This window comes from Thermofilum adornatum, assembly GCF_000446015.1.
GTDB classification, from domain to species: domain Archaea; phylum Thermoproteota; class Thermoprotei; order Thermofilales; family Thermofilaceae; genus Thermofilum; species Thermofilum adornatum.
Genome location: NC_022093.1, coordinates 408710 through 428023, shown reverse-complemented (window position 1 = coordinate 428023; position 19314 = coordinate 408710). Strand labels below are relative to the sequence as shown.

Annotated in this window: 16 protein-coding genes, 3 tRNA genes and 2 CRISPR repeat arrays; of the genes, 13 read left to right on the top strand and 6 right to left on the bottom strand. The window is 51.8% G+C overall.

Going from position 1 to position 19314, the window contains the following annotated elements; all coding sequences use genetic code 11:
• Nucleotides 1-118: 118 nt before the first annotated feature.
• Nucleotides 119-1390 (top strand): ABC transporter substrate-binding protein, encoded by a 1272-nt coding sequence (locus N186_RS02345; protein ID WP_020962171.1) that lies wholly within the window; start codon nt 119-121, stop codon nt 1388-1390.
• 32 nt (nt 1391-1422) lie between these two features.
• Here N186_RS02345 and rimI read toward each other — a convergent pair whose 3' ends face one another.
• The 3 genes from rimI to N186_RS02330 form a co-directional block, all read right to left on the bottom strand.
• Nucleotides 1423-1845: a ribosomal protein S18-alanine N-acetyltransferase gene (gene rimI / locus N186_RS02340; RefSeq protein WP_187147074.1), complete on the bottom strand. Its 423-nt coding sequence runs from the start codon at nt 1843-1845 to the stop codon at nt 1423-1425.
• Nucleotides 1846-1942: 97 nt separating this feature from the next.
• Nucleotides 1943-2503: a TATA-box-binding protein gene (locus N186_RS02335; RefSeq protein WP_052885627.1), complete on the bottom strand. Its 561-nt coding sequence runs from the start codon at nt 2501-2503 to the stop codon at nt 1943-1945.
• A 138-nt stretch (nt 2504-2641) separates the two neighbouring features.
• On the bottom strand, nt 2642-3094 hold the full coding sequence (locus N186_RS02330; protein ID WP_020962168.1) for a signal peptidase I: 453 nt from the start codon (nt 3092-3094) through the stop codon (nt 2642-2644).
• Between the two features lie 122 nt (nt 3095-3216).
• On the opposite strand from N186_RS02330, the gene thsA reads away from it, so the two are divergent.
• Together thsA and N186_RS02320 are read left to right on the top strand one after the other, a co-directional pair.
• Entirely contained in the window at nt 3217-4854 is a 1638-nt protein-coding gene (gene thsA / locus N186_RS02325; RefSeq protein ID WP_020962167.1) for a thermosome subunit alpha, read from the top strand.
• A 59-nt stretch (nt 4855-4913) separates the two neighbouring features.
• Entirely contained in the window at nt 4914-5201 is a 288-nt protein-coding gene (locus tag N186_RS02320; RefSeq protein ID WP_020962166.1) for a DNA-directed RNA polymerase subunit K, read from the top strand.
• A gap of 5 nt (nt 5202-5206) precedes the next feature.
• On the opposite strand, the gene N186_RS02315 is transcribed toward N186_RS02320, so the two are convergent.
• Nucleotides 5207-5617: an arcadin 1 gene (locus tag N186_RS02315; protein ID WP_148681988.1), complete on the bottom strand. Its 411-nt coding sequence runs from the start codon at nt 5615-5617 to the stop codon at nt 5207-5209.
• Between the two features lie 316 nt (nt 5618-5933).
• A CRISPR array of direct repeats spans nt 5934-6346; the repeat unit is 25 nt; unit sequence GATGCAACTAAGAAAGAATTGAAAG.
• A gap of 102 nt (nt 6347-6448) precedes the next feature.
• Between N186_RS02315 and N186_RS02310 the strand changes: the two genes are divergently transcribed.
• The 3 genes from N186_RS02310 to N186_RS02300 all read left to right on the top strand — a co-directional run bounded on the left by N186_RS02310 (nt 6449) and on the right by N186_RS02300 (nt 7640).
• Nucleotides 6449-6724 carry a ribbon-helix-helix domain-containing protein gene (locus N186_RS02310; RefSeq protein ID WP_240366750.1) on the top strand — a complete coding sequence of 92 codons (276 nt, stop codon included), beginning with the start codon at nt 6449-6451 and terminating at the stop codon, nt 6722-6724.
• Nucleotides 6721-7191, top strand: coding sequence for a PIN domain-containing protein (locus N186_RS02305; RefSeq protein ID WP_148681987.1), 471 nt, complete (start codon nt 6721-6723; stop codon nt 7189-7191). The genes N186_RS02310 and N186_RS02305 overlap by 4 nt, the downstream gene beginning before the upstream one ends.
• Before the next feature lie 344 nt (nt 7192-7535).
• Nucleotides 7536-7640, top strand: a tRNA-Thr gene (locus tag N186_RS02300).
• A gap of 98 nt (nt 7641-7738) precedes the next feature.
• Here N186_RS02300 and N186_RS02295 read toward each other — a convergent pair.
• A complete protein-coding gene (locus tag N186_RS02295) occupies nt 7739-9223 on the bottom strand; it encodes a glycine--tRNA ligase (RefSeq protein ID WP_187147044.1) in 1485 nt (494 codons plus the stop codon).
• A gap of 88 nt (nt 9224-9311) precedes the next feature.
• A tRNA-Val gene (locus tag N186_RS02290) sits at nt 9312-9418 on the bottom strand.
• A gap of 382 nt (nt 9419-9800) precedes the next feature.
• A CRISPR array of direct repeats spans nt 9801-10624; the repeat unit is 25 nt; unit sequence GATGCAACTAAGAAAGAATTGAAAG.
• A gap of 220 nt (nt 10625-10844) precedes the next feature.
• Between N186_RS02290 and N186_RS02280 the strand changes: the two genes are divergently transcribed.
• The 7 genes from N186_RS02280 to N186_RS02250 all read left to right on the top strand — a co-directional run bounded on the left by N186_RS02280 (nt 10845) and on the right by N186_RS02250 (nt 19283).
• Nucleotides 10845-10937 (top strand) — tRNA-Lys (locus N186_RS02280).
• 83 nt (nt 10938-11020) lie between these two features.
• Nucleotides 11021-11263 carry a DNA-directed RNA polymerase subunit H gene (locus N186_RS02275; RefSeq protein ID WP_020962160.1) on the top strand — a complete coding sequence of 81 codons (243 nt, stop codon included), beginning with the start codon at nt 11021-11023 and terminating at the stop codon, nt 11261-11263.
• Entirely contained in the window at nt 11260-14649 is a 3390-nt protein-coding gene (locus tag N186_RS02270) for a DNA-directed RNA polymerase subunit B (RefSeq protein WP_020962159.1), read from the top strand. Before N186_RS02275 ends, N186_RS02270 begins: the two co-directional genes overlap by 4 nt.
• Before the next feature lie 3 nt (nt 14650-14652).
• The gene (locus N186_RS02265; RefSeq protein ID WP_020962158.1) at nt 14653-17325 is read left to right on the top strand and encodes a DNA-directed RNA polymerase subunit A'; all 2673 of its coding nucleotides are present in this window, start codon (nt 14653-14655) and stop codon (nt 17323-17325) included.
• Nucleotides 17318-18520, top strand: a complete 1203-nt coding sequence (gene rpoA2, locus N186_RS02260) for a DNA-directed RNA polymerase subunit A'' (protein WP_020962157.1) — start codon at nt 17318-17320, stop codon at nt 18518-18520. The genes N186_RS02265 and rpoA2 overlap by 8 nt, the downstream gene beginning before the upstream one ends.
• Nucleotides 18521-18525: 5 nt before the next feature.
• Nucleotides 18526-18837, top strand: coding sequence for a 50S ribosomal protein L30e (locus tag N186_RS02255; RefSeq protein ID WP_020962156.1), 312 nt, complete (start codon nt 18526-18528; stop codon nt 18835-18837).
• 44 nt (nt 18838-18881) lie between these two features.
• Entirely contained in the window at nt 18882-19283 is a 402-nt protein-coding gene (locus tag N186_RS02250; protein ID WP_240366749.1) for a NusA-like transcription termination signal-binding factor, read from the top strand.
• Nucleotides 19284-19314: the final 31 nt, after the last annotated feature.

The window sequence follows — 19314 nt, the reverse complement described above, 5'->3', positions numbered from 1 at the left end:
CCACTATATAAGCAAGCATGACAATGTTTTTAAGAAAACCTTTTTTAAATGAAGCCCATGTGCCGGTTATAGCACAGCCTTTAAATAAAGCAAACCGAAGGCTTCCCCTCGACCAAACATGTCAAACACGGGTCAAGCGAAAAACCCCCTGTTCAAGAACACACTGGTCATACTGATAGTCGGCCTCCTAATAGGGGCAATCCTAGGCTACGGGGCATCCACGCTACTCCAACACCCGCAAGCCCAGACAACAACCCAGCAGACAATCACAGTCCCAATAGGAGCCCTAGTCGAGCTAACAGGAGACCTCTCATCATACGGAAAGAGAGACCAGCTCGCCATGCAACTAGCAATCGAAGATGTCAACAGCTTCGCTGAAAAGATCGGCTCACCCTTCCGGTTCACACTCCTCGTAGAAGACTCGGGCACCTCGCCAGAACAGGCACTAGCCAGGATAAAGACCCTTGCCGCCCAAGGCGTACAGGCAGTAATCGGCCTAGAAGCTAGTAGCGAGGTCTCAGCAGTAAAACAGTTCGCAGACTCAAACCACCTCGTAGTCATAAGCGTAGGCTCCACGGCCATGTCCCTCGCCCTCCCAGGAGACTACGTGCTAAGAGTAGTACCACCAGACAGCTTCCAGAGCAGGGCCCTCGCACGCATAATCTACACCCTCGGCTACAGAAACGTGGCAGTAATCTACAGGAACGACGCGTGGGGCGTAGGACTCTACGAGTCCTTCTCCGCTAGGTTTAAACAGCTAGGCGGAAACGTCGCCGGAGTCTCATACGACCCCAACGCAAAGGATCTAAGCGCCGAGGTTAAAAGGCTCTCAGACATCGCCTCCGCAATGGGAGCCAACACGGCAGTGCTATCAATAACCTTTGAGGACGACGGAATAAACATATTTAGGCTCGCAGTAAAAGACCCCGTACTCTCAAAGCTCAAGTGGTTCGGCACAGACGCTGTAGTCCAGTCAAGCAAATTCACGGCCGAGGCCGGAGGCGAAATAGTAACACTCGGAGGACTACCAAGCACAATATTCCAGCCCACAGAAAACCAGAGGCTCCAAGACTTCATACAGCGCTTCAAGCAGCGCAGTGGAGGCGAAGAACCGCACGCATACGCAATGGTCTCATATGACGCAGTCTGGCTAGTAGCGCTCTCCGTAATGCTCACCGGAACCTACACAGGTGAAAAACTCGTAACAACCATCCCACTCGTAGCCCAAAAATACAACGGTGTCACAGGCCTCCTCACCCTCGACCAAAACGGAGACAAAGCCACAGGAGACTACGCAATATGGCAAGTAGTCAAGACAAGCACAGGCTACGACTGGCAACTAGTCGGATGGTACAACTCAGCCACAGACACGGCAACATTTAGCGGATAATATTCCTTGAAAAGAAATCAGAAATTTTTTGACTAGGCTGGTCTAGCCATTAGATATGCGTCTTCTCCATCCAGATAGTAGCCTTGCAGAACCTTGACCACGTTGAAGCCGAGCTTCTTGTACAGCCTAATCGCGGGCTCATTGCTAACCCTCACCTCGAGATAGTACTCCTCAGCCCCATAATACTTCTTCATCGCCTCCATGGCCCTAGTCATAAGGCTGTACCCTATACCCTTCCCCCTCCAACCCTCCAAGACCGCGATAGAGATAACGTGGCCCCTCCTACCCACCCTATTAGCCGTATACAGGTTGTCGTATTCCACCCTACACATAATATAGCCAACAATCCTGCCCTGCGCCTCCGCGACCAGGAAAGCCTTCCCAAAATTCCGGTAGTGTAGCTCAAAATAAAACGCCGGGTAATTCTCGGGCAACACCCTCCGGTTAATCTCCATCACGTCGTCCAGCTCTTCCCTGCGCACCTCACGAATAACGTATTCCTGAGACGTCTAGTTCACCCTCCCAGAAACAAGAAACAAAAAAATTTTATATTTATGGCTCTTCGAACAAGACGCCTTGCTCCTTCAACAACTTATGAATATTGTCCACAGCCCTCCTCACTTCCTCCTCCTTCTTAGCCCCTGTACACACGACCTTTCCACTGCTGAAGATCAATAGCACGACCTTCGGGTCAGACATCCTGTAAATGAGCCCAGGGAACTGTTCAGGCTCATACATCGAGTTCTCTAACAGGAACGCGGCACGCTCAAGGTCCACCGTGCCCCTGAGGTTTGCACTCGCAACAATGTTCTGCACCTCGATTATCGGCTCGTTCTTTATGTCTATGCCGTGCGCCTTCAACAGCTTGATAATGCTTTTGACCGCCTTCTGTACCTCCGCCTCCGACTTCGCGCCCGTACAGACCATCTTGCCACTGCTAAAGATCAGCGTCGCCGTCTTGGGCCTTGGAAGCCTCAAAACGAGTCCCGGGAACTGCTCAGGCGAATATTCAGCATGAGGAATACGTTCCGCTATTTTTTCTAGGTCTAGCCGCTGGTTTAGCGTCACGGAGGCTACAACGTTTTGTATTTCATATGTGGGTTGTTTTGCTATTTTTATCACCCCTTTTTATTTATGGTTTAATAAAGGACATATATATTTTTAAGCCTTAAAAACTATGTTTAGAGATAAGGCTCTTTTTCCCTTTCTGCATGGAAAGCGTCGATACAGAAAACAGTGTTTAGGCCCCGTCTAGCCACCGCGGAGGAATTCAAGTAGTGGTTTTATGATGTATTTTTGGACATACTCGATTAGTGGGTTTAGCATTAGTCTTAGGCTACCTATGTAGGGGACCACGACTTCTACTTTGCCGAGGATAATGTCGTTTGTTGGCTGTATTGGGTCGGGCACGGGGTTGGCGTCGCCTTTGACCGTGTAGTTGTATCCTTGTGTTTTTATTATCCTGTGAACAATTATGTCTTGACCGGAGTAGTATAGGACAATGTCTCCTGGGGTGTAGTTTTCTTGTCCCGTTACTATTACTATGTCTCCGACATGTAATACGGGCTCCATGGACCAGCTCGAGACGACAGCTATGGGTGTTAGGAGGTGTGGGGTCTTTATGCTGGAGAACATGAAGAGTACTACGAAGACGACGATTATCGCTATAGCGTAGATTAGTATCTCTTTTTCCGAGTCCTTCACGTGGGGTTTAGGTTTTTGTCGTTATTTATTTGTTGCCCTTTCTCATTCTCTTTGGGCTTGTTTTCCCTATAGAAAAGTTTTTATAGAAGCGATAATTTTTGAGAAGTGCTGGTGAAGTAGATATGTCTCAGCCGGTAGGTCAAATTCCTGTATTGATACTTAAGGAGGGAACCCAGAGGACAACTGGGAGAGACGCCAGGAAGTCCAACATTTACGCCGCGAAGGTCATCGCCGAGGCTATGGCTAGTAGTCTTGGTCCTAGGGGCATGGACAAGCTACTCGTAGACTCTTTTGGCAATGCCACAATTACTGGTGACGGCGCGACTATCCTGAAAGAGATGGAGGTTCAGCACCCGGCCGCAAAGATGATGGTCGAGATTGCTAAGGCCCAGGACGACGAGGTCGGCGACGGAACGACCAGCGTGGTTGTCCTTGCTGGGCAGCTTCTGGCCAACGCCGAGGAGCTCCTGGACCAGGAGATCCACCCGACCACTATTGTCGAGGGATACGAGAAGGCCCTTGTCGAGGCTACAAGGATAGTGGACGAGATTGCCGAGAAGGTTGACCCGCTCGACAGGACTGTCCTAGAGAACGTGGCCAAGACTGCTCTTTCGAGCAAGGTTGTTGCCGACTTTAGGGACTTCCTTGCAAAGATAATTGTGGACGCTGCCCTAAACGTTGTCGAGAAGAAGGACGGCAAGTACGACCTCAGCCTGGACGACATCAAGGTCGAGAAGAAGAGGGGCGAAAGCATAACTGAGACCACCCTTATTAAGGGCATTGTCCTAGACAAGGAGGTTGTGCACCCGGCGATGCCGAAGAGGGTCACCAACGCCAAGATTGCTCTGCTCGACGCGCCTCTCGAGATCGAGAAGCCAGAGTGGACCGCGAAGATAAACGTCACCAACCCGGAGCAGCTAAAGATGTTCCTAGACCAGGAGGCAGAGATACTGAGGAAGAAGGTAGAGAAGATTAAGGAGAGTGGTGCTAATGTTGTTTTCTGTCAGAAGGGTATTGATGATGTTGCTCAGTATTATCTTGCTAAGGCCGGTATTATGGCTGTTAGGCGTGTGAAGAAGAGTGATATGGAGAAGCTTGCCCGTGCTACTGGAGCGAAGATACTTACACGTGTAGAGGACATCTCGCCTGAGGCCCTCGGAACAGCTGGGCTCGTCGAGGAGAGGAAGGTTGCAGACGAGAAGATGGTCTTCGTAGAGGGATGCCCCAACCCCAAGAGCGTCACAATACTAGTAAGGGGCGGAGCAGACCACGTCGTAGACGAGGCTGAGAGGGCTATCCACGACGCGCTGAGCGTTGTCAGGAACGTTATCAGGGAGCCCAAGATCGTCGCCGGCGGAGGAGCAGTAGAAATAGAGCTCGCCATGAGGCTTAGAGACTTCGCTAGGACTCTGCCCAGCAGGGAGCAGCTAGCCGTCAACAAGTACGCTGACGCCCTTGAGAACTTTGTAAGCATACTTATACAGAATGCCGGAGAAGACCCCGTCACCGTCCTCGCAGAGCTCAAGTCTAGACACGCAAAGGGAGAAAAGTGGGCAGGCATCAACGCCTATACTGGCAAGATCGAGAACATGTACAAGATAGGCGTCACAGAGCCTGCCGTGGTAAAGAAGCAGGTACTGAAGAGCGCCACTGAGGCCGCAGTAATGATCATGAGGATCGACGACATCATCGCCGCCCAGCCGCCCAAGTCCAAGGAGAAGGAGAAAAAGGGCGGCGAAGAAGAGAAGCCCGAGTTCTAAACCACCTTTTTCCTAGATAAAAAAACTTAAATACATTTATTTTTGTCATTCTTGTCCTTATGATTAGTCAAGATAATCTAGGTTCAGAGGAAAAAGGATTTGAAATAAAAATTGGTCCCCCGTGGCTCACACGCTTCGAGCGAGCCAAGATCATTGGCATCAGGGCCCTCCAGATCTCTCTGGGCGCCCCCGTCCTCGTAGAGGTGGGGTCCCACGAAACAGACGCTATACGCATAGCCGAGAAGGAGCTCGAGTCCGGCCTCCTGCCAATAATCATTGTCCGCTGGACGCCCGAGGGAAAGATCCAAGAGATACCCCTAAAATACCTAAAACTGCATCCGCCCTAGCGGCCCTACTCCCTCTTTAACCTGATTATTTTTCCCGAAACCTCTACAGTAAAGAAGTCCCCAATGCTGGGCTTCTCCGCGAAGCTCTCCCACTCGTCCTCCGTAAGCACCACGGTTACCCTGGGGATCTTCATCACGTTGCCAGAGAGCCCCGGCATCATGCGCATCACCTGGGAAATTATCGGCGCAATCTCCCTAGCGATCTCGCTGTCGTCCCGCTGTATCACCACGGGGCCAGGCACCTCCCTCTCCTCCGTCAGCTCAAGCCTGATAAGCTTCTCGCCGAATGGTGTATCCACAAGCGAGATATTCGTGACCTTCGCCCTAAACGATATACCAGCCTCACTCATATCCATAGTAAAACCAAGCCCACCTTTAAGTATTTCTAGCACCCACACAGCAAGCCAACCCCACACCAACCAAGAGAAACAGAGACCCACCACAACACATCTAAGAGACGTAGATGCACCAAAGAAGATGCCACATAGAAACTCATAACATGCATACATTTGAAGACTAAAAGTTATTTATGAAGTTTCTCGACGAGAGGATTATTTTAAAAAGAGATTACGGGAAAACGTCCCGACCTTAAACGGGGTGTTTCGGGAAGCCTCCCGTATGGGAAGTTTCAGAAGTTTCCAACGAGTAATTTTGAGTGCTGGGGCAGTTTTGCCGACTTCTTGATAAAATTAAACGTTAAACATATCAACCGCGTCCGAGCAAAACAAATCGGATGCAACTAAGAAAGAATTGAAAGATGCATATCCAAGTAGCCCCACTGCGACAGTGAAGCTGTACAGATGCAACTAAGAAAGAATTGAAAGCGAGCCGCTATACGAATATGGCGTAAACTACAAGAGCGATGCAACTAAGAAAGAATTGAAAGGAGAAACCTCTTGTCTCCAATCTTCATAACAATAAATCTGATGCAACTAAGAAAGAATTGAAAGTTCAAGGTGCCGTAATACTTCAAGACGTACTGTACAAGCTTGTGATGCAACTAAGAAAGAATTGAAAGTCCGCTATTTTAATTCCTTCTCTTAGCAGGGGGTCTCCGATGCAACTAAGAAAGAATTGAAAGTTGACTACATTGGGGTTACCGGCTCCAAGCGTAATCGTGGATGCAACTAAGAAAGAATTGAAAGGACAAGCTCGCCGTGTATGTTGCCTTTTCTTGTAGTCCGCTAGGCAGCTAAGAAGCGCGCTAGGTGTTGTTCGGCGCAGTGCTTGTTGGAAAGATATTTTATATGTATACATCTATGTATACTTGTGGGTTCAAGGGTTGTCCCGTCAGGCTGGGTGAAGATGAGCTGAAGAAGATAGATGTGCTTGTGAAGTATGGTGTTTTTCGGTCACGGAGCGAGGCCATTAGGGAGCTTGTCCGGCTCGGCGTCAAGCTTGCCTATGTGTCTGAGGTGTTGGAGGCAGTTGAGAGGCTTTTCGAGCTCGAAAAGGTAGAGGGCAGGATACCGGTAGAGCTGGGCGGTGCGACGCGGCAGCTTCTGGAGGAGAGGGAGAGATGAGTTACATCGATACGAGCGTTGTTGTGGCTTCTCTTGATCCTCTTGATCCTCGGCGCGAGTTGGCCCTAGGAGTGCTAGAGAAATTGAGGGACAAAAGGGTGTCGGAGCTTGTGTTGGCGGAGCTTGCAAGCATAGTTTCGAGGAGGAGAACCGTGTTGCACAAGACGCTGAGGAGGATTGGGGTTAGAGACGAGTTGGCAGTGCCCGTTGTTCTCCTCTACGTGTTGAAGAGGTTCGGCCTTCAGTATAGGAGAATTGATGGCCGGGGAAACATTTGTCCCTTGGGCGATTTTTACTTGCCGCTCGCGTTAGCCATAGAGCTGTCTTCTAAGGTCAGGCTTAAGATCCTCGACCTTCTCCACTTGGCCTATATTGCGGCCCTGAAGGAGCAGGGGAAGAGATACACGAACTTGTCACGGTTGATGATGGCTTCAAAAGGGAGGAGGAAGCTATTAAACGCGAACTAAAAATACAGATAAAAACAATAGGTAACCCATTGTAGACCCATGTTAGACTTTTCTCATTAAGTAACTGTATATTTAGATGGTGCGTGACGCCCCGGCTAAAGCTTCCTATGCATAGTCTCGTAGAAGCAAGGGGCCCAGCAGTCTCCCGCCTTCCCTAGAAGGGTTGCTGTATGGAAAAAGATCACTCATCTAGAATATCCGGAAAATTGAAAGTTGAAGTGGCTTTGTGGCATGCGTTTGGCTTGTCTGCCCTCTGCGTGTTCGAGGATGTGTTTAGGCGTGGGGTTTTGGAGAAAAAAATAAAACCCCTTGTTGAATAGTGATGGTGGACTAGCGCACTAAAAGCCCCGGTAGCTCAGCTCCGGTGGAGCGTCGGCCTTGTAAGGTCGAGTGTTTGGGGGCTTCGAGATAGCCGAAGGTCCCGGGTTCAAATCCCGGCCGGGGCTCCATTTTTTGCGTTGTGGATAAATATGGTTTAACGGTTTTCATTGTTGATGATGAGTGACTTGCCGGAAAGAATTGTGACTGGACGGCACGGTATCTGAGCCTAGGTGTTTACGAGTTGTAGGATTTTTTCGGGCAGTTTTTCTACATGTTCTCTGACTTGTTGCTTTGTGTCTCTGAAGCGTATCGTGACGGTGTTGTCCGTGAGTGTTTGCCCGTCTATCGTTATTGTGAAGGGCACGCCTATCTCGTCTGCCTTCGCGTAGCGCTTGCCTATGCTCCCGTCTTCGTCGTAGTAGCACCTCACGACCCTCCTGAGCTTGTCGTATACTTCACGCGCCTTGACGTCTAGCCCGTCGCGCTTCACGAGTGGGAACACGGCTGCCTTGTAGGGGGCGATCTTCGGCTTTAGTTTTAGGAGTGTCCTCTTTTCTTCCCTCACGTATGCGTCCGTCAGGACGGCCATGATTATTCTTTCTAGCCCGAACGAGGGCTCTATGACGTATGGGACGACTGTCTTCCCGTCGTCGACTATGTGCAGAGCCTCGCCGCTGTACTGTATGTGGCGCTTGAGGTCATAGTCAGACCTGTTGGCTATACCCTCTATCTCTTTCCAGCCCATGTACGGGAAATAGTACTCGACGTCGAAGGTCTGGACAGCGTAGTGGGCGAGCTCGGTCTTCACGTGCTCCCTTACCCTGAGCCTTTCCGGCCGGAGGCCGAGGCCGTGTAGCCACTTTATCGACTCTCCTATCCAGTACGCGTGCCACTTGCTCTTGACTATCCCGGCCTCGACTGCCTCGCCTAGGGTCATTTTCCTGGCCTCGCCTATGCCCCTCTCCTGGTCCTCAGCGGTCAGCATGTTTACCTCTAGGCCTGCAACATCGCCGAAGCGTGGACAGTCGTCGAGCTTCTCGGGGTTCACGAAGTACTCTATCTCCATCTGTGTGAACTCCCTGAGCCTGAAAAGGAAGTTCCTAGGCGAAATCTCGTTCCTAAAAGCCTTGCCTATCTGGGCTATCCCGAATGGCAGAGTAGCACCCATGCTGAACACGACGTTCTTGAAGTTCGTGAATATTAGCTGGGCAGTCTCAGGCCTTAGATACGCGGTCATGGACTTCCTAGGCCCAACCTCCACGCTGAACATCAAGTTGAACCTCTGGGGATCCGAGAGCCTGCCGCCACACGCTGGGCACTTGACGTTGTGCTCCTCTATCAGCCTCTTTAGCGTCTCGGCAGTATACTCAGGGATCTTTATGCCTAAGTCCTCCAAGAGGTGATCGGCCCTGTACTCGGTCCCACACTTCTCGCAGACCACGATGTAGTCGATAAAGCTCTCAACGTGCCCGCTAGCCTCCCAAGTCCTAGGATGAGTGATAATAGCGCCGTCTATGCCGTACATGTCGTCCCTGGTCTCAACAAACCACCTCCACCAGTCATTCAAGACGTTCCTCGCAAGCTCAACCCCGAGGGGGCCATAGTCAAAGAAGCCGGAAAGCCCCCCATAGATTCTCCCACTCGGGAAAACAAAGCCCCTCCTCAGACACAGGTCCGTCAACTCGTCAAGTGTAACCTCCCTCTGAGACATTCCTCCCCACTTCCCCATCAACAAAGACAAAACCATTTTTAAACAATGCGGTCCACACACGAGAAAAAATACAGCAAACACGCGGCAATGGTGGGCCCGCCGGGATTCGAACCCGGGACCTCCGCCGCTCCCAGAGTCGAGCCCCAAACACGGCGCCTTGTGAGGGCGACATCCTAACCGCTAGACGACGGGCCCAAAGAGCCGAAAAATAGAGCCAACCTAGAGTAATAAAGTTTTCTCCCCAAGGGTCGAACAACAAAAACCTAGCCCCAACAAACACCAAACACAGGCACCAAGACCCCTAGAATCTTCTACGACAAACATCATTTCCACTTTGTCAATGTTTTCCCATTAGGAAAACTAAAAGTTATTTATGAAGTTTCTCGTTAGGAAGCCTATTTTAAATTTAGGTTTACGGGAAAAATTCCCGACCCAAAACGGGGCATTCTGGGAAGCTTCCCAGTAGGGAAGTTTCAGAAGCTTCCAACGGGTAAATTTGAGTGCTAGGGCAGTTTTGCAGACTTCTTGATAAAAATAAACGTTAAACATATAAACCCCACCCGAGCAAAACAATTCGGATGCAACTAAGAAAGAATTGAAAGTTAGGGCGTCTGCGTTAGCTACTACGAAACTATTTCTCAAGATGCAACTAAGAAAGAATTGAAAGCTTTGTAGAAGGTGGGGGATAAGCATTCTAATCAGAGAAGTCTGATGCAACTAAGAAAGAATTGAAAGTAAAATTAATCCCAAACCGTAAGTTGTTCGATTGGTTTCGATGCAACTAAGAAAGAATTGAAAGCAAGGCCGCAAATCTTATCCCTGACGGAATCGTATAGTCGTGATGCAACTCAGAAAGAATTGAAAGTGATTGACAATGTGTCGGGCCAAAGTATACGCTCTGACCCTCGATGCAATTCAGAAAGAATTGAAAGGCGGTGAGGTTGAGTGTCCACGAGTCTGCTGGGTAAGAGGTGTATGGATACAACTAAGAAAGAATTGAAAGTCATGTCCAGGTATCCATATGCTATGAGCGTCTTCAGGATGCAACTATGAAAGAATTGAAAGCGCTTTCGAATGGTATCAACCAAGTCGTCCCATATCTCACTGATGCAACTCAGAAAGAATTGAAAGGCTTTCCACTCTTTCCCATCAAAGACATGAATCGTTAGAGTATCCCGATGCAACTAAGAAAGAATTGAAAGTTCGATGCTCAGTACAGTTAACCTCATCGTACTCCAGCTCAGATGCAACTAAGAAAGAATTGAAAGAATATCGGGGACGCAACGGCTACCCCCTTCATTGCTACCGGGATGCAACTCAGAAAAAATTGAAAGAGAATCCTAATCAAGCCCCTCGCCTCGTATTTGTGCAAGACCGATGCAACTCAGAAAGAATTGAAAGCTCGTCCTTTATCTCATCGAGTTAGCGCGCGGGTATCTGAGAGATTTAGCTGGGTGAGCTTGGGTGTCTTTCTATTGGGTTCTGTGACTGGGCTTTATGTGTGTCTTTTGTTTATTGGTTGAGGTGTGTGTAGGAGAGGCGCCTTGAGTTTTCCCTTGCAGAGTGCCGAGATGATTCGCAAAAAATTTTAAAACCTGATGTGTGTTTTGTGTTTCTGGTGGGGCCGGTAGCTCAGCTAGGTAGAGCGATGGCGTGGTGCACGTCGAGGCTTTTAACCCATAGGTCCCGGGTTCAAATCCCGGCCGGCCCGCCAGTTTTTCTCGTTTTTTCTTTGAAAGAAAAGTTTAAAAAACAAGTTTTTGTCAATAGTTTCTAGCTACGCGGTAAGGGTTTGTTATGCCGAAAAAGTTCAATGTTTTGGAACATGAGCTGGTTCCCAAACATGTCTTGCTGTCTGAGGAGGAGGCTCTAAGGATTCTAAGGGCTATGGGCCTGAAGAAGTCTGACTTGCCCTGGATCTATTCTACTGACCCGGTTGCGAGGGCGCTTAAGGCTAAGCCTGGAGACGTCGTAATGATTATTAGGAAGAGCCCGACTGCTGGGGAGTCTGTGGCCTTTAGGCTGGTGATGAAGGGATGAGTAGACCAAGTGTGGCTAGGCTGTCTAGCAGTGACCGCTGGGCCCTTGTCAAGGCTTACGTGGACGAGCTGGGGCTTGTTAGGCAGCACCTGGACTCTTTTAACGCTTTTCTCGAGAGGGGCCTGCAGGAAATAGTTAACGAGGTAGGCGGAATAAAGGTCGAGAGCCAGGGCGTCGAGGTCAGGTTCGGCAAGATCGAGGTTGGCCAGCCGGTTTTCCGCGAGGCGGACGGCTCCGACGTGGCTTTGACGCCTATGATTGCTAGGCTCAGGAACATCACCTATGCTGCCCCGCTCTACCTGACTATGAGCCTCTACGTGGACGGGGAGGAGAGGAGGACAGAGTCAGTGTTCATAGGCTACTTGCCGATAATGGTGAAGAGCAAGAAGTGTGTCCTCAGCACGATTACCAGCGAGGACGAGCTCATCAAGTATGGGGAGGATCCCTATGACCCTGGAGGATACTTTATCGTTAACGGGTCTGAGCGCGTCATCGTGATGCAGGAAGACCTCGCCGTGAACAGGGTTCTCGTTGACTATGGTGGTGCTAGTAGCTCTGTCACGCATACTGCGAAGGTTTTCAGTGTTTCTTCTGGGCAGAGGTCCCCCCTGACGATCGAGAGGACGAAGGACGGCATGATTTATGCCTCTTTCCCCGCGTGCCCCACAAAGATACCTGTAGTTGTCTTGATGAGGGCTCTCGGGCTGAAGACGGACAAGGACATTGTCTACGCTATTAGTGGCGACCCTATTATCCAGCAGGAGTTCCTGCCTGTATTGATGGAGCAGACCAAGATTGCTTCGAGCGTGGAGGAGGCGCTGGACTACATTGGCTCGAGGGTCTCGCCTGGACAGCCCAAGAACGTGAGGATAGAGCGTGCACAGCAGGTTCTAGACGAGAACTTCCTTCCACATATTGGCAGAACTCCGAACGCGAGGGTCTCGAAGGCCTTCTTTGTTGGCCAGATGGTGTCGCGGCTCCTGGAGCTCAAGCTTGGGATGCGTGGCCCAGACGACAAGGACCACCTTGTCAACAAGAGGCTTAGACACGCTGGCGAGCTCATTGCACAGGTTTTCCGTGTGGCCTTTAGGCAGCTTGTCAAAGAGATGACCTACTCTATCGAGAGGCACACGACGAAGTCCAGGGACATCAATCTGATCAGTATTGCTAGGCCCGACATCATTACTGACAGGCTTAAACACGCCTTGGCTACGGGCAACTGGGTGGGCGGGAGGACGGGCGTGAGCCAGATCCTCGACAGGACAAACTATCTTTCTACGTTGTCGCACCTCAGGAGGGTTGTCTCGCCGCTTTCCCGTACACAGCCACACTTCGAGGCGAGGGAGCTCCACTCTACGCAGCTTGGGAGGCTCTGCCCGGTCGAGAGCCCCGAGGGGCAGAACTGTGGGCTGGTCAAGAACCTGGCGCTCCTTGCTACTGTCTCGAACGGGGCGGACGAGAAGCAGGTCTATGATCTGCTTGTTTCTAGGCTGGGGGTTACGCCTATCGAGAGGACTATTGGGCAGAGGGTGGCTGGTGCCCGTGTATACCTGAATGGCAGGCTTATTGGCTACGTGGAGAATGGGAGGGAGCTGGCCGGGACAATTAGGAAGCTGAGGAGGGAGGGAAGGATAAGCCACGAGATAAACGTGGCCTACTACATTAGCGAGTACAATGTTGGCGGGGTCCAGGGTGCAATAGAAGAGGTATACATTAACTGTGACGCAGGGAGGATTAGGAGGCCCCTAATAATCGTGGAGAACGGTGTCCCCAAGCTCACGCACGAGCACGTCGAGTTGCTTAAGAAGGGCCAGTGGACGTGGAGCGACCTCATAGAGAACGGCATCGTTGAGTACCTAGACGCGGAGGAAGAGGAAAACGCGCTTGTCGCCAGCGACCCCTCACAGCTTACTCCCCAGCACACGCACATGGAGATTGTGCCTGCGGCAATGCTGGGGATAATCGCTTTGACTATTCCGTTCATCGAGTACAACCAGTCTCCGAGAAACTCTTACCAGGCGGCAATGGCCAAGCAGTCCCTAGGCATACCCCACTACAACTTCAAGCTTAGGATGGATCCCAGGATGCATGTAATGTACTATCCACAGAAGCCACTCGTAAAGACACGCATCTTCGACCTTATCCCGCTCGACAACCTGCCCTACGGGACAAACATGGTCGTAGCAGTGCTGACGAGCGGTGGATACAACATCCAGGATGCAGTCGTCATAAACAAGGCCGCGATAGAGCGTGGCATGTCGAGGTCTGTCTTCTTCAGGACGTACGAGGTCGAGGAGAGGAGGTACCCGGGCGGCCTTGAGGACAGGATCGAGAAGCCCAAGATGGAGGAAGAGCTCCTCGACATAAAGTCGGCACAGGCATACGAAAACGTTGACCCAGTCGACGGCATTGCCTACGTGGAGTCAGAGCTTCACGGAGGCCAGGTTCTAGTTGGCAGGACGAGCCCGCCGAGGTTCTATACGAGCACTTTCGAGCCGAGGGTCATGTCTAGGAGGAAGGACACGTCTGTCACCCTGAGGCACGGCGAGAAGGGTATAGTTGACAGGGTTCTAATAATGGAGAGCCAGGAAGGAATAAAGCTCGTAAAGGTAAGGGTCAGGGACCTGAGGCCGACAGAGCTTGGAGACAAGTTTGCGTCGCGCCACGGACAGAAAGGAGTAGTGGGCATGCTTGTCCCACAAGAAGACATGCCGTTCACCGAGGAAGGCATAACGCCTGACCTATTGATCAACCCCCACGCCATCCCGTCACGTATGACCGTTGGACAGTTGCTGGAGGCCCTAACTGGGAAGGCGGCGGCCCTCAAAGGCACGCGTATAGATGCCACGGCTTTCGAGCCCCCGTCGCTGGAAGACATACGTGAAATACTGAAGAGCTATGGCTTCAGGAGCGACGGCAAGGAAGTCCTCTACAACGGTATAACCGGAGAGAAGCTTGAGGCAGAGATATTCATCGGCGTGGTGTATTATGAAAAGTTGCACCACCTTGTAGCCGACAAGATGCATGCACGTGCAAGGGGAAGAGTCCAGATACTGACGAGGCAGCCAACAGAGGGAAGGGCGAGGGAGGGCGGTCTAAGGTTCGGAGAAATGGAGAAGGACTGCCTGGTCGGTCACGGTGCATCCATGTTGCTGAGGGAGAGGCTTCTAGACAGCTCGGACAAGACCACTATCTGGGTTTGCGAGAACTGTGGCTACATGGGGTGGTTTGACGCGAAGAAGAACGCCCCCGTATGCCCAGTGTGTGGGGACAAGGGTGTCCTGCACCCAGTAGAGGTGTCCTATGCGTTCAAGCTGTTGCTACAGGAGCTCCAGGGTCTAGGCCTCTCAGTAAAGATACTGTTAAAAGACAAGGTACATGCATAGGTGATGGGTATGAGTACACGCGAGTCGTCCAAGATAATTGCCGGGCTAAAGTTCGGCATTCTCTCGCCAGAAATGATTAGGAAGCTCGCCGTCCTAAGGATAGAGACAAGCGAGCTGTACGACGACGAGGGCTTCCCGATTCCAGGAGGTCTGATGGACAGGAGGATGGGCTCAATAGAGCCTGGAGCTGTCTGCCAGACGTGTGGCAATAGGTTCACGAATTGTCCCGGGCACTTTGGCTACATCGAGCTGGCCCGGCCCGTCGTCCACCCAGAGTTCACCCCGTATATCGCTTTGCTCCTGAAGGCTACTTGTAGCAAGTGTGGCAGGCTTAAGCTCGACGAGGAGCGCATAGAGAAGGCCAGGAAAAGGATGGAGGTTTATTCACGCAAGTGGCCCAGCCTAAAGATAAAGTACGCCAACACATTGCTAAAAGAGGCCGCAAAGGCAACGGAGTGCCCCCACTGCCACGCCCCACAGTACAAGATCAAGGTTGACAAGCCCTACACGTTCTACGAGGAGAGGGAGGAGGGCCTTGTCAGGCTGACGCCCCTAGAGATATGGGAGCGCCTCTCAAGGATACCCGACAAGGACCTCGAGGTAGTAGGCATAGACCCCAAGGAGGCTAGGCCCGAGTGGATGGTTCTAAGGGTTGTCCCCGTTGTTCCTCCAAGCGTTAGGCCGTCTATCACGCTCGAGTCTGGAGACCGCTCGGAAGACGACTTGACACACAAGCTTGTCGACATTATCCGTGTCAACCAGAGGCTCAAGGAGAACATTGACTCTGGCTCCCCATCCCTAGTTATCGAGGATCTCTGGGGTCTTCTCCAGTACCACGTCGCGACGTATTTCGACAACGAGCTTCCAGGTATACCGCCTGCTAGGCACAGGTCTGGAAGGGCCCTTAGGACCCTTGCACAGCGTCTGAAAGGCAAGGAGGGAAGGTTTAGGGGGAGCCTTGCTGGGAAACGTGTAGACTTCTCTTCCAGGACGGTCATTTCTCCTGACCCTAACCTCAGCATTAACGAGGTCGGTGTCCCGATAGACGTTGCAAAGGTATTGACTGTGCCCGAAAAGGTCACCTCCTGGAACATCGAGAAAATGAGGCAGCTCGTCATTAATGGCCCCGACGTTTGGCCAGGCGCTAACTACATCATAAAGCCGGACGGGTCCAGGATTGACCTGCGATTCGCTAAGCACAGGGAGGAGCTCAGCCAGGCCCTGGCGCCGGGCTACATTGTTGAGAGGCACCTCATGGACGGCGACATCGTCTTGTTTAACAGGCAGCCCTCGCTACACAGGATATCGATAATGGCACACGTGGTGAGGGTTCTCCCATACAAGACTTTCCGCCTAAACCTCCTCGTAACTATACCCTACAACGCGGACTTCGACGGTGACGAGATGAACCTACACGTGCCGCAGAGCGAGGAGGCCCGGGCCGAGGCAAGGGAGCTGATGCTCGTGGAGAGACACATCATGACGGCGCGATATGGGGCGCCGATCATCGGTGGTCTACACGATTATATTACTGGGGCTTACCTGTTGACTAGGAAGGACACGCTCCTAGACAAGAAGGAGGCCCTAAGGCTGCTCTACCTCGGAAACAACTCTGAGCCCCTAGTCGAGCCAGCGATACTCAAGCCGGGGCCCTACTGGACAGGGAAACAGCTAGTCAGCATGTTTCTGCCAAAGGGCCTCAACTATGTTGGACGCGCAAGTGTTGCACCCTCTTCTGGGAAATGTGACGAGGAGTACTGTGAGAACGACGGCTACATCCTGATCAAGGACGGCAAGCTCCTGCTAGGAGTCTTTGATAAGCAGGCTATCGGCGCAGAGAAGCATGGAACCGTCCTACACGAGATTGTACGTGAATACGGCGTGGAAAAGGCCAGGGAGCTAATGGACGGCATGTTTAAGGTCTTTGTAGAGTACCTCGACAAGTACGGCTTCACGATGGGTGTCGACAGCGTAGAGATACCCCCAGAGGCAGAGAGGGACGTGCAGGAAATAGTAAGGGAGGCAGAAAAGAGGGTCCAGGAGCTCATAGAGCAGTACAGGTCTGGAGAGCTCCAGCCGATGCCGGGCAAGACTCGTAAGGAGACCCTCGAGGACCTCATAATGAATGTGCTGGCTGAGGCGAGGACGAGGGCTGGAGAAATAGTTAGCAGGCACCTTGGACTACTTAACCACGCGGTCATAATGGCTAGGACGGGAGCAAGGGGAAGCATGCTGAACCTGACACAGATGGCCGCGATTGTCGGACAGCAGTCGGTTAGGGGCAAGAGGATAGAGAGGGGCTACAGCGGTAGGACGCTGTCACACTTCCCTGTCAACGACCTGTCTCCACAGGCCAAGGGCTTCGTCCAGAGCTCTTTCCGCAGGGGCCTGTCCCCAGAAGAGTTCTTCTTCCACGCGATTTCTGGAAGAGAGGGACTGGTAGACACGGCCGTTAGGACTGCCCAGTCCGGATACATGTACCGCAGGCTCCAGAGCGCAATGCAGGACTTCTACGTGTCCTACGACGGCACCGTGAGGAACAGCGAGGGCCTAGTGATACAGTACAGGTACGGCGAGGACGGCGTCGACCCGTCTAGGAGTGACCACGGGAAGCCGGTAGACGTAGACAAGTTGATTAAGAAAGTTCTTGCGATGAGGGGTGAAAGGCATGAGTAAGGAAGCAAACGTTATGTCTCCAGAAGAGCTCTGGAACGAGATCGAGAAATACCACGAAACGTTGCCTCTCTCCCTACGCAAAGAGCTGTACCAGAAAATACTCGACGCAAAGCTGACCAGGGACGAGGCACTACAAGTAATAAACGAGGCGATACGCAGATACCTGTCGAGCCTCGTTGCGCCGGGAGAAGCCGTAGGAATGGTTGCCGCCCAGTCCCTTGGAGAGCCTGCAACCCAGATGACCCTAAGAACCTTCCACTTTGCAGGAGTAAGAGAGCTAAACGTGACGCTCGGACTGCCGCGCCTCATAGAAATAGTCGACTTGAGGCGCGAGCCGTCGACGCCTCTGATGGAGATCTATCTTGACCCCAGCCACGCCAAAGACCTCGACTTCGCGCTTAAGATTGCGAAGGAGATAGAGCTGACCACAATCGAGAACCTTTGCAACACGATCACGATAGACTTCTACCAGTTCGCCATCATCATGGAGTTTGACCCAGAGATGATGGAGAACAGGGGTGTAACCTTCGAAGACGTAGAGAGCGCGCTTGAAAAGGTAAAGGGTAAGAAGGGCAGAATCGAGCGGGAAGGCAACACGGTGATTTTCTACACGGGCCTAGAAGAGTTGACGAAGCTAAGGAGGATGTATGACAGGGTTCTGGGACTCAGGATAAAGGGCATAAAGGGCATAAAACACGCGATTGTCAAGCCTGTGAGGGACGACAACGGCGAGCTCGTGGAGTACGTTATTCTGACAGAGGGAAGCAACCTGAAGGCTGTTCTAGGCATAGAGGGGGTCGACCCGACCAGGACGACTACAAACAACATAATGGAGATATACGAGGTTCTCGGCATCGAGGCGGCGAGAAACGCGATAATCAAGGAGATAAAGAGGGTCCTAGACGACCACGGCCTAGACGTGGACTACAGGCACATCATGATGGTTGCAGACGCGATGACCTATTCCGGCAAGGTTAGGCAGGTCGGCAGGCACGGCGTGGCAGGCGAAAAGGGAAGCGTACTCGCGAGGGCAAGCTTCGAGGTAACAGTCAAGAACCTCGTCGAGGCCGCGCTGAGGGGCGAAGTGGACGAGCTGAGGGGAGTCATAGAAAACGTTATAATTGGTAGCAGGCCTATACCCCTGGGTACAGGCGCAGTAAAATTAAAAATGAGGTATGAATTTCCCAAACAGTGATCGGTATGGGTGCAGACTTCATAAGGGAGCTACAGACAGCCATAAACACTGGCAAGGTCGTGCTAGGCTCTAGGAGGACGATAAAGCTACTCTCAACTGGAAAAGCAAAGCTAGTCATCCTTGCCAAAAACGCCCCCACAATCGTGGCCGAGGAAATAAAGTACAAGGCGAAAATATCAAATACACCGCTATACGTGTTCGAGGGGTCAAGCAAAGACCTCGGCGCAGCCTGTAACAAGCCCTTCTTTGTTTCGGCTATAGCCGTCATAGACGAGGGCGAGAGCGGGCTACTAGACCTCGTAAAGGGACAAGCATGAGCGCCGGCGCGAACAGGCGTCTAACAAACGAAGAGCTACAGTTGATGAGTTTTTTTGAGGACATCACGAAGATACCGCCCAAGGATCTTCTCTACGACGAGGCTTTCCAGCGATACATTTTCCTCGTAGATAGGGGCCTGGCACCCCTCGCAGTGGGCAAAGCCGGCTCCAAGATCAGGATGCTCAAAGAGTTTCTCAAAAAAGACGTAGAGGTCGTCGAGGACGGGTCAAACCTAGAGGAGCTCGTAAAGTCGACTCTTTTCCCCGCGAGGGTTGTCGAGGTAAAATTAAAGGAGGAGGGCGACAGGAAAATAGTCATAGCAATTGTCCCGCCTGACCAGGTCGGCATAGCCATCGGCAGAAACGGCAGGAACGTTCAGCGAGCGCGGCTCATCCTTGGAAGATACTACGGTGTAACAGAGGTAAGGGTTCAGCCAAGCGCTTGAAGGCCCATTGTCTCTACACTTTTTATTTCTC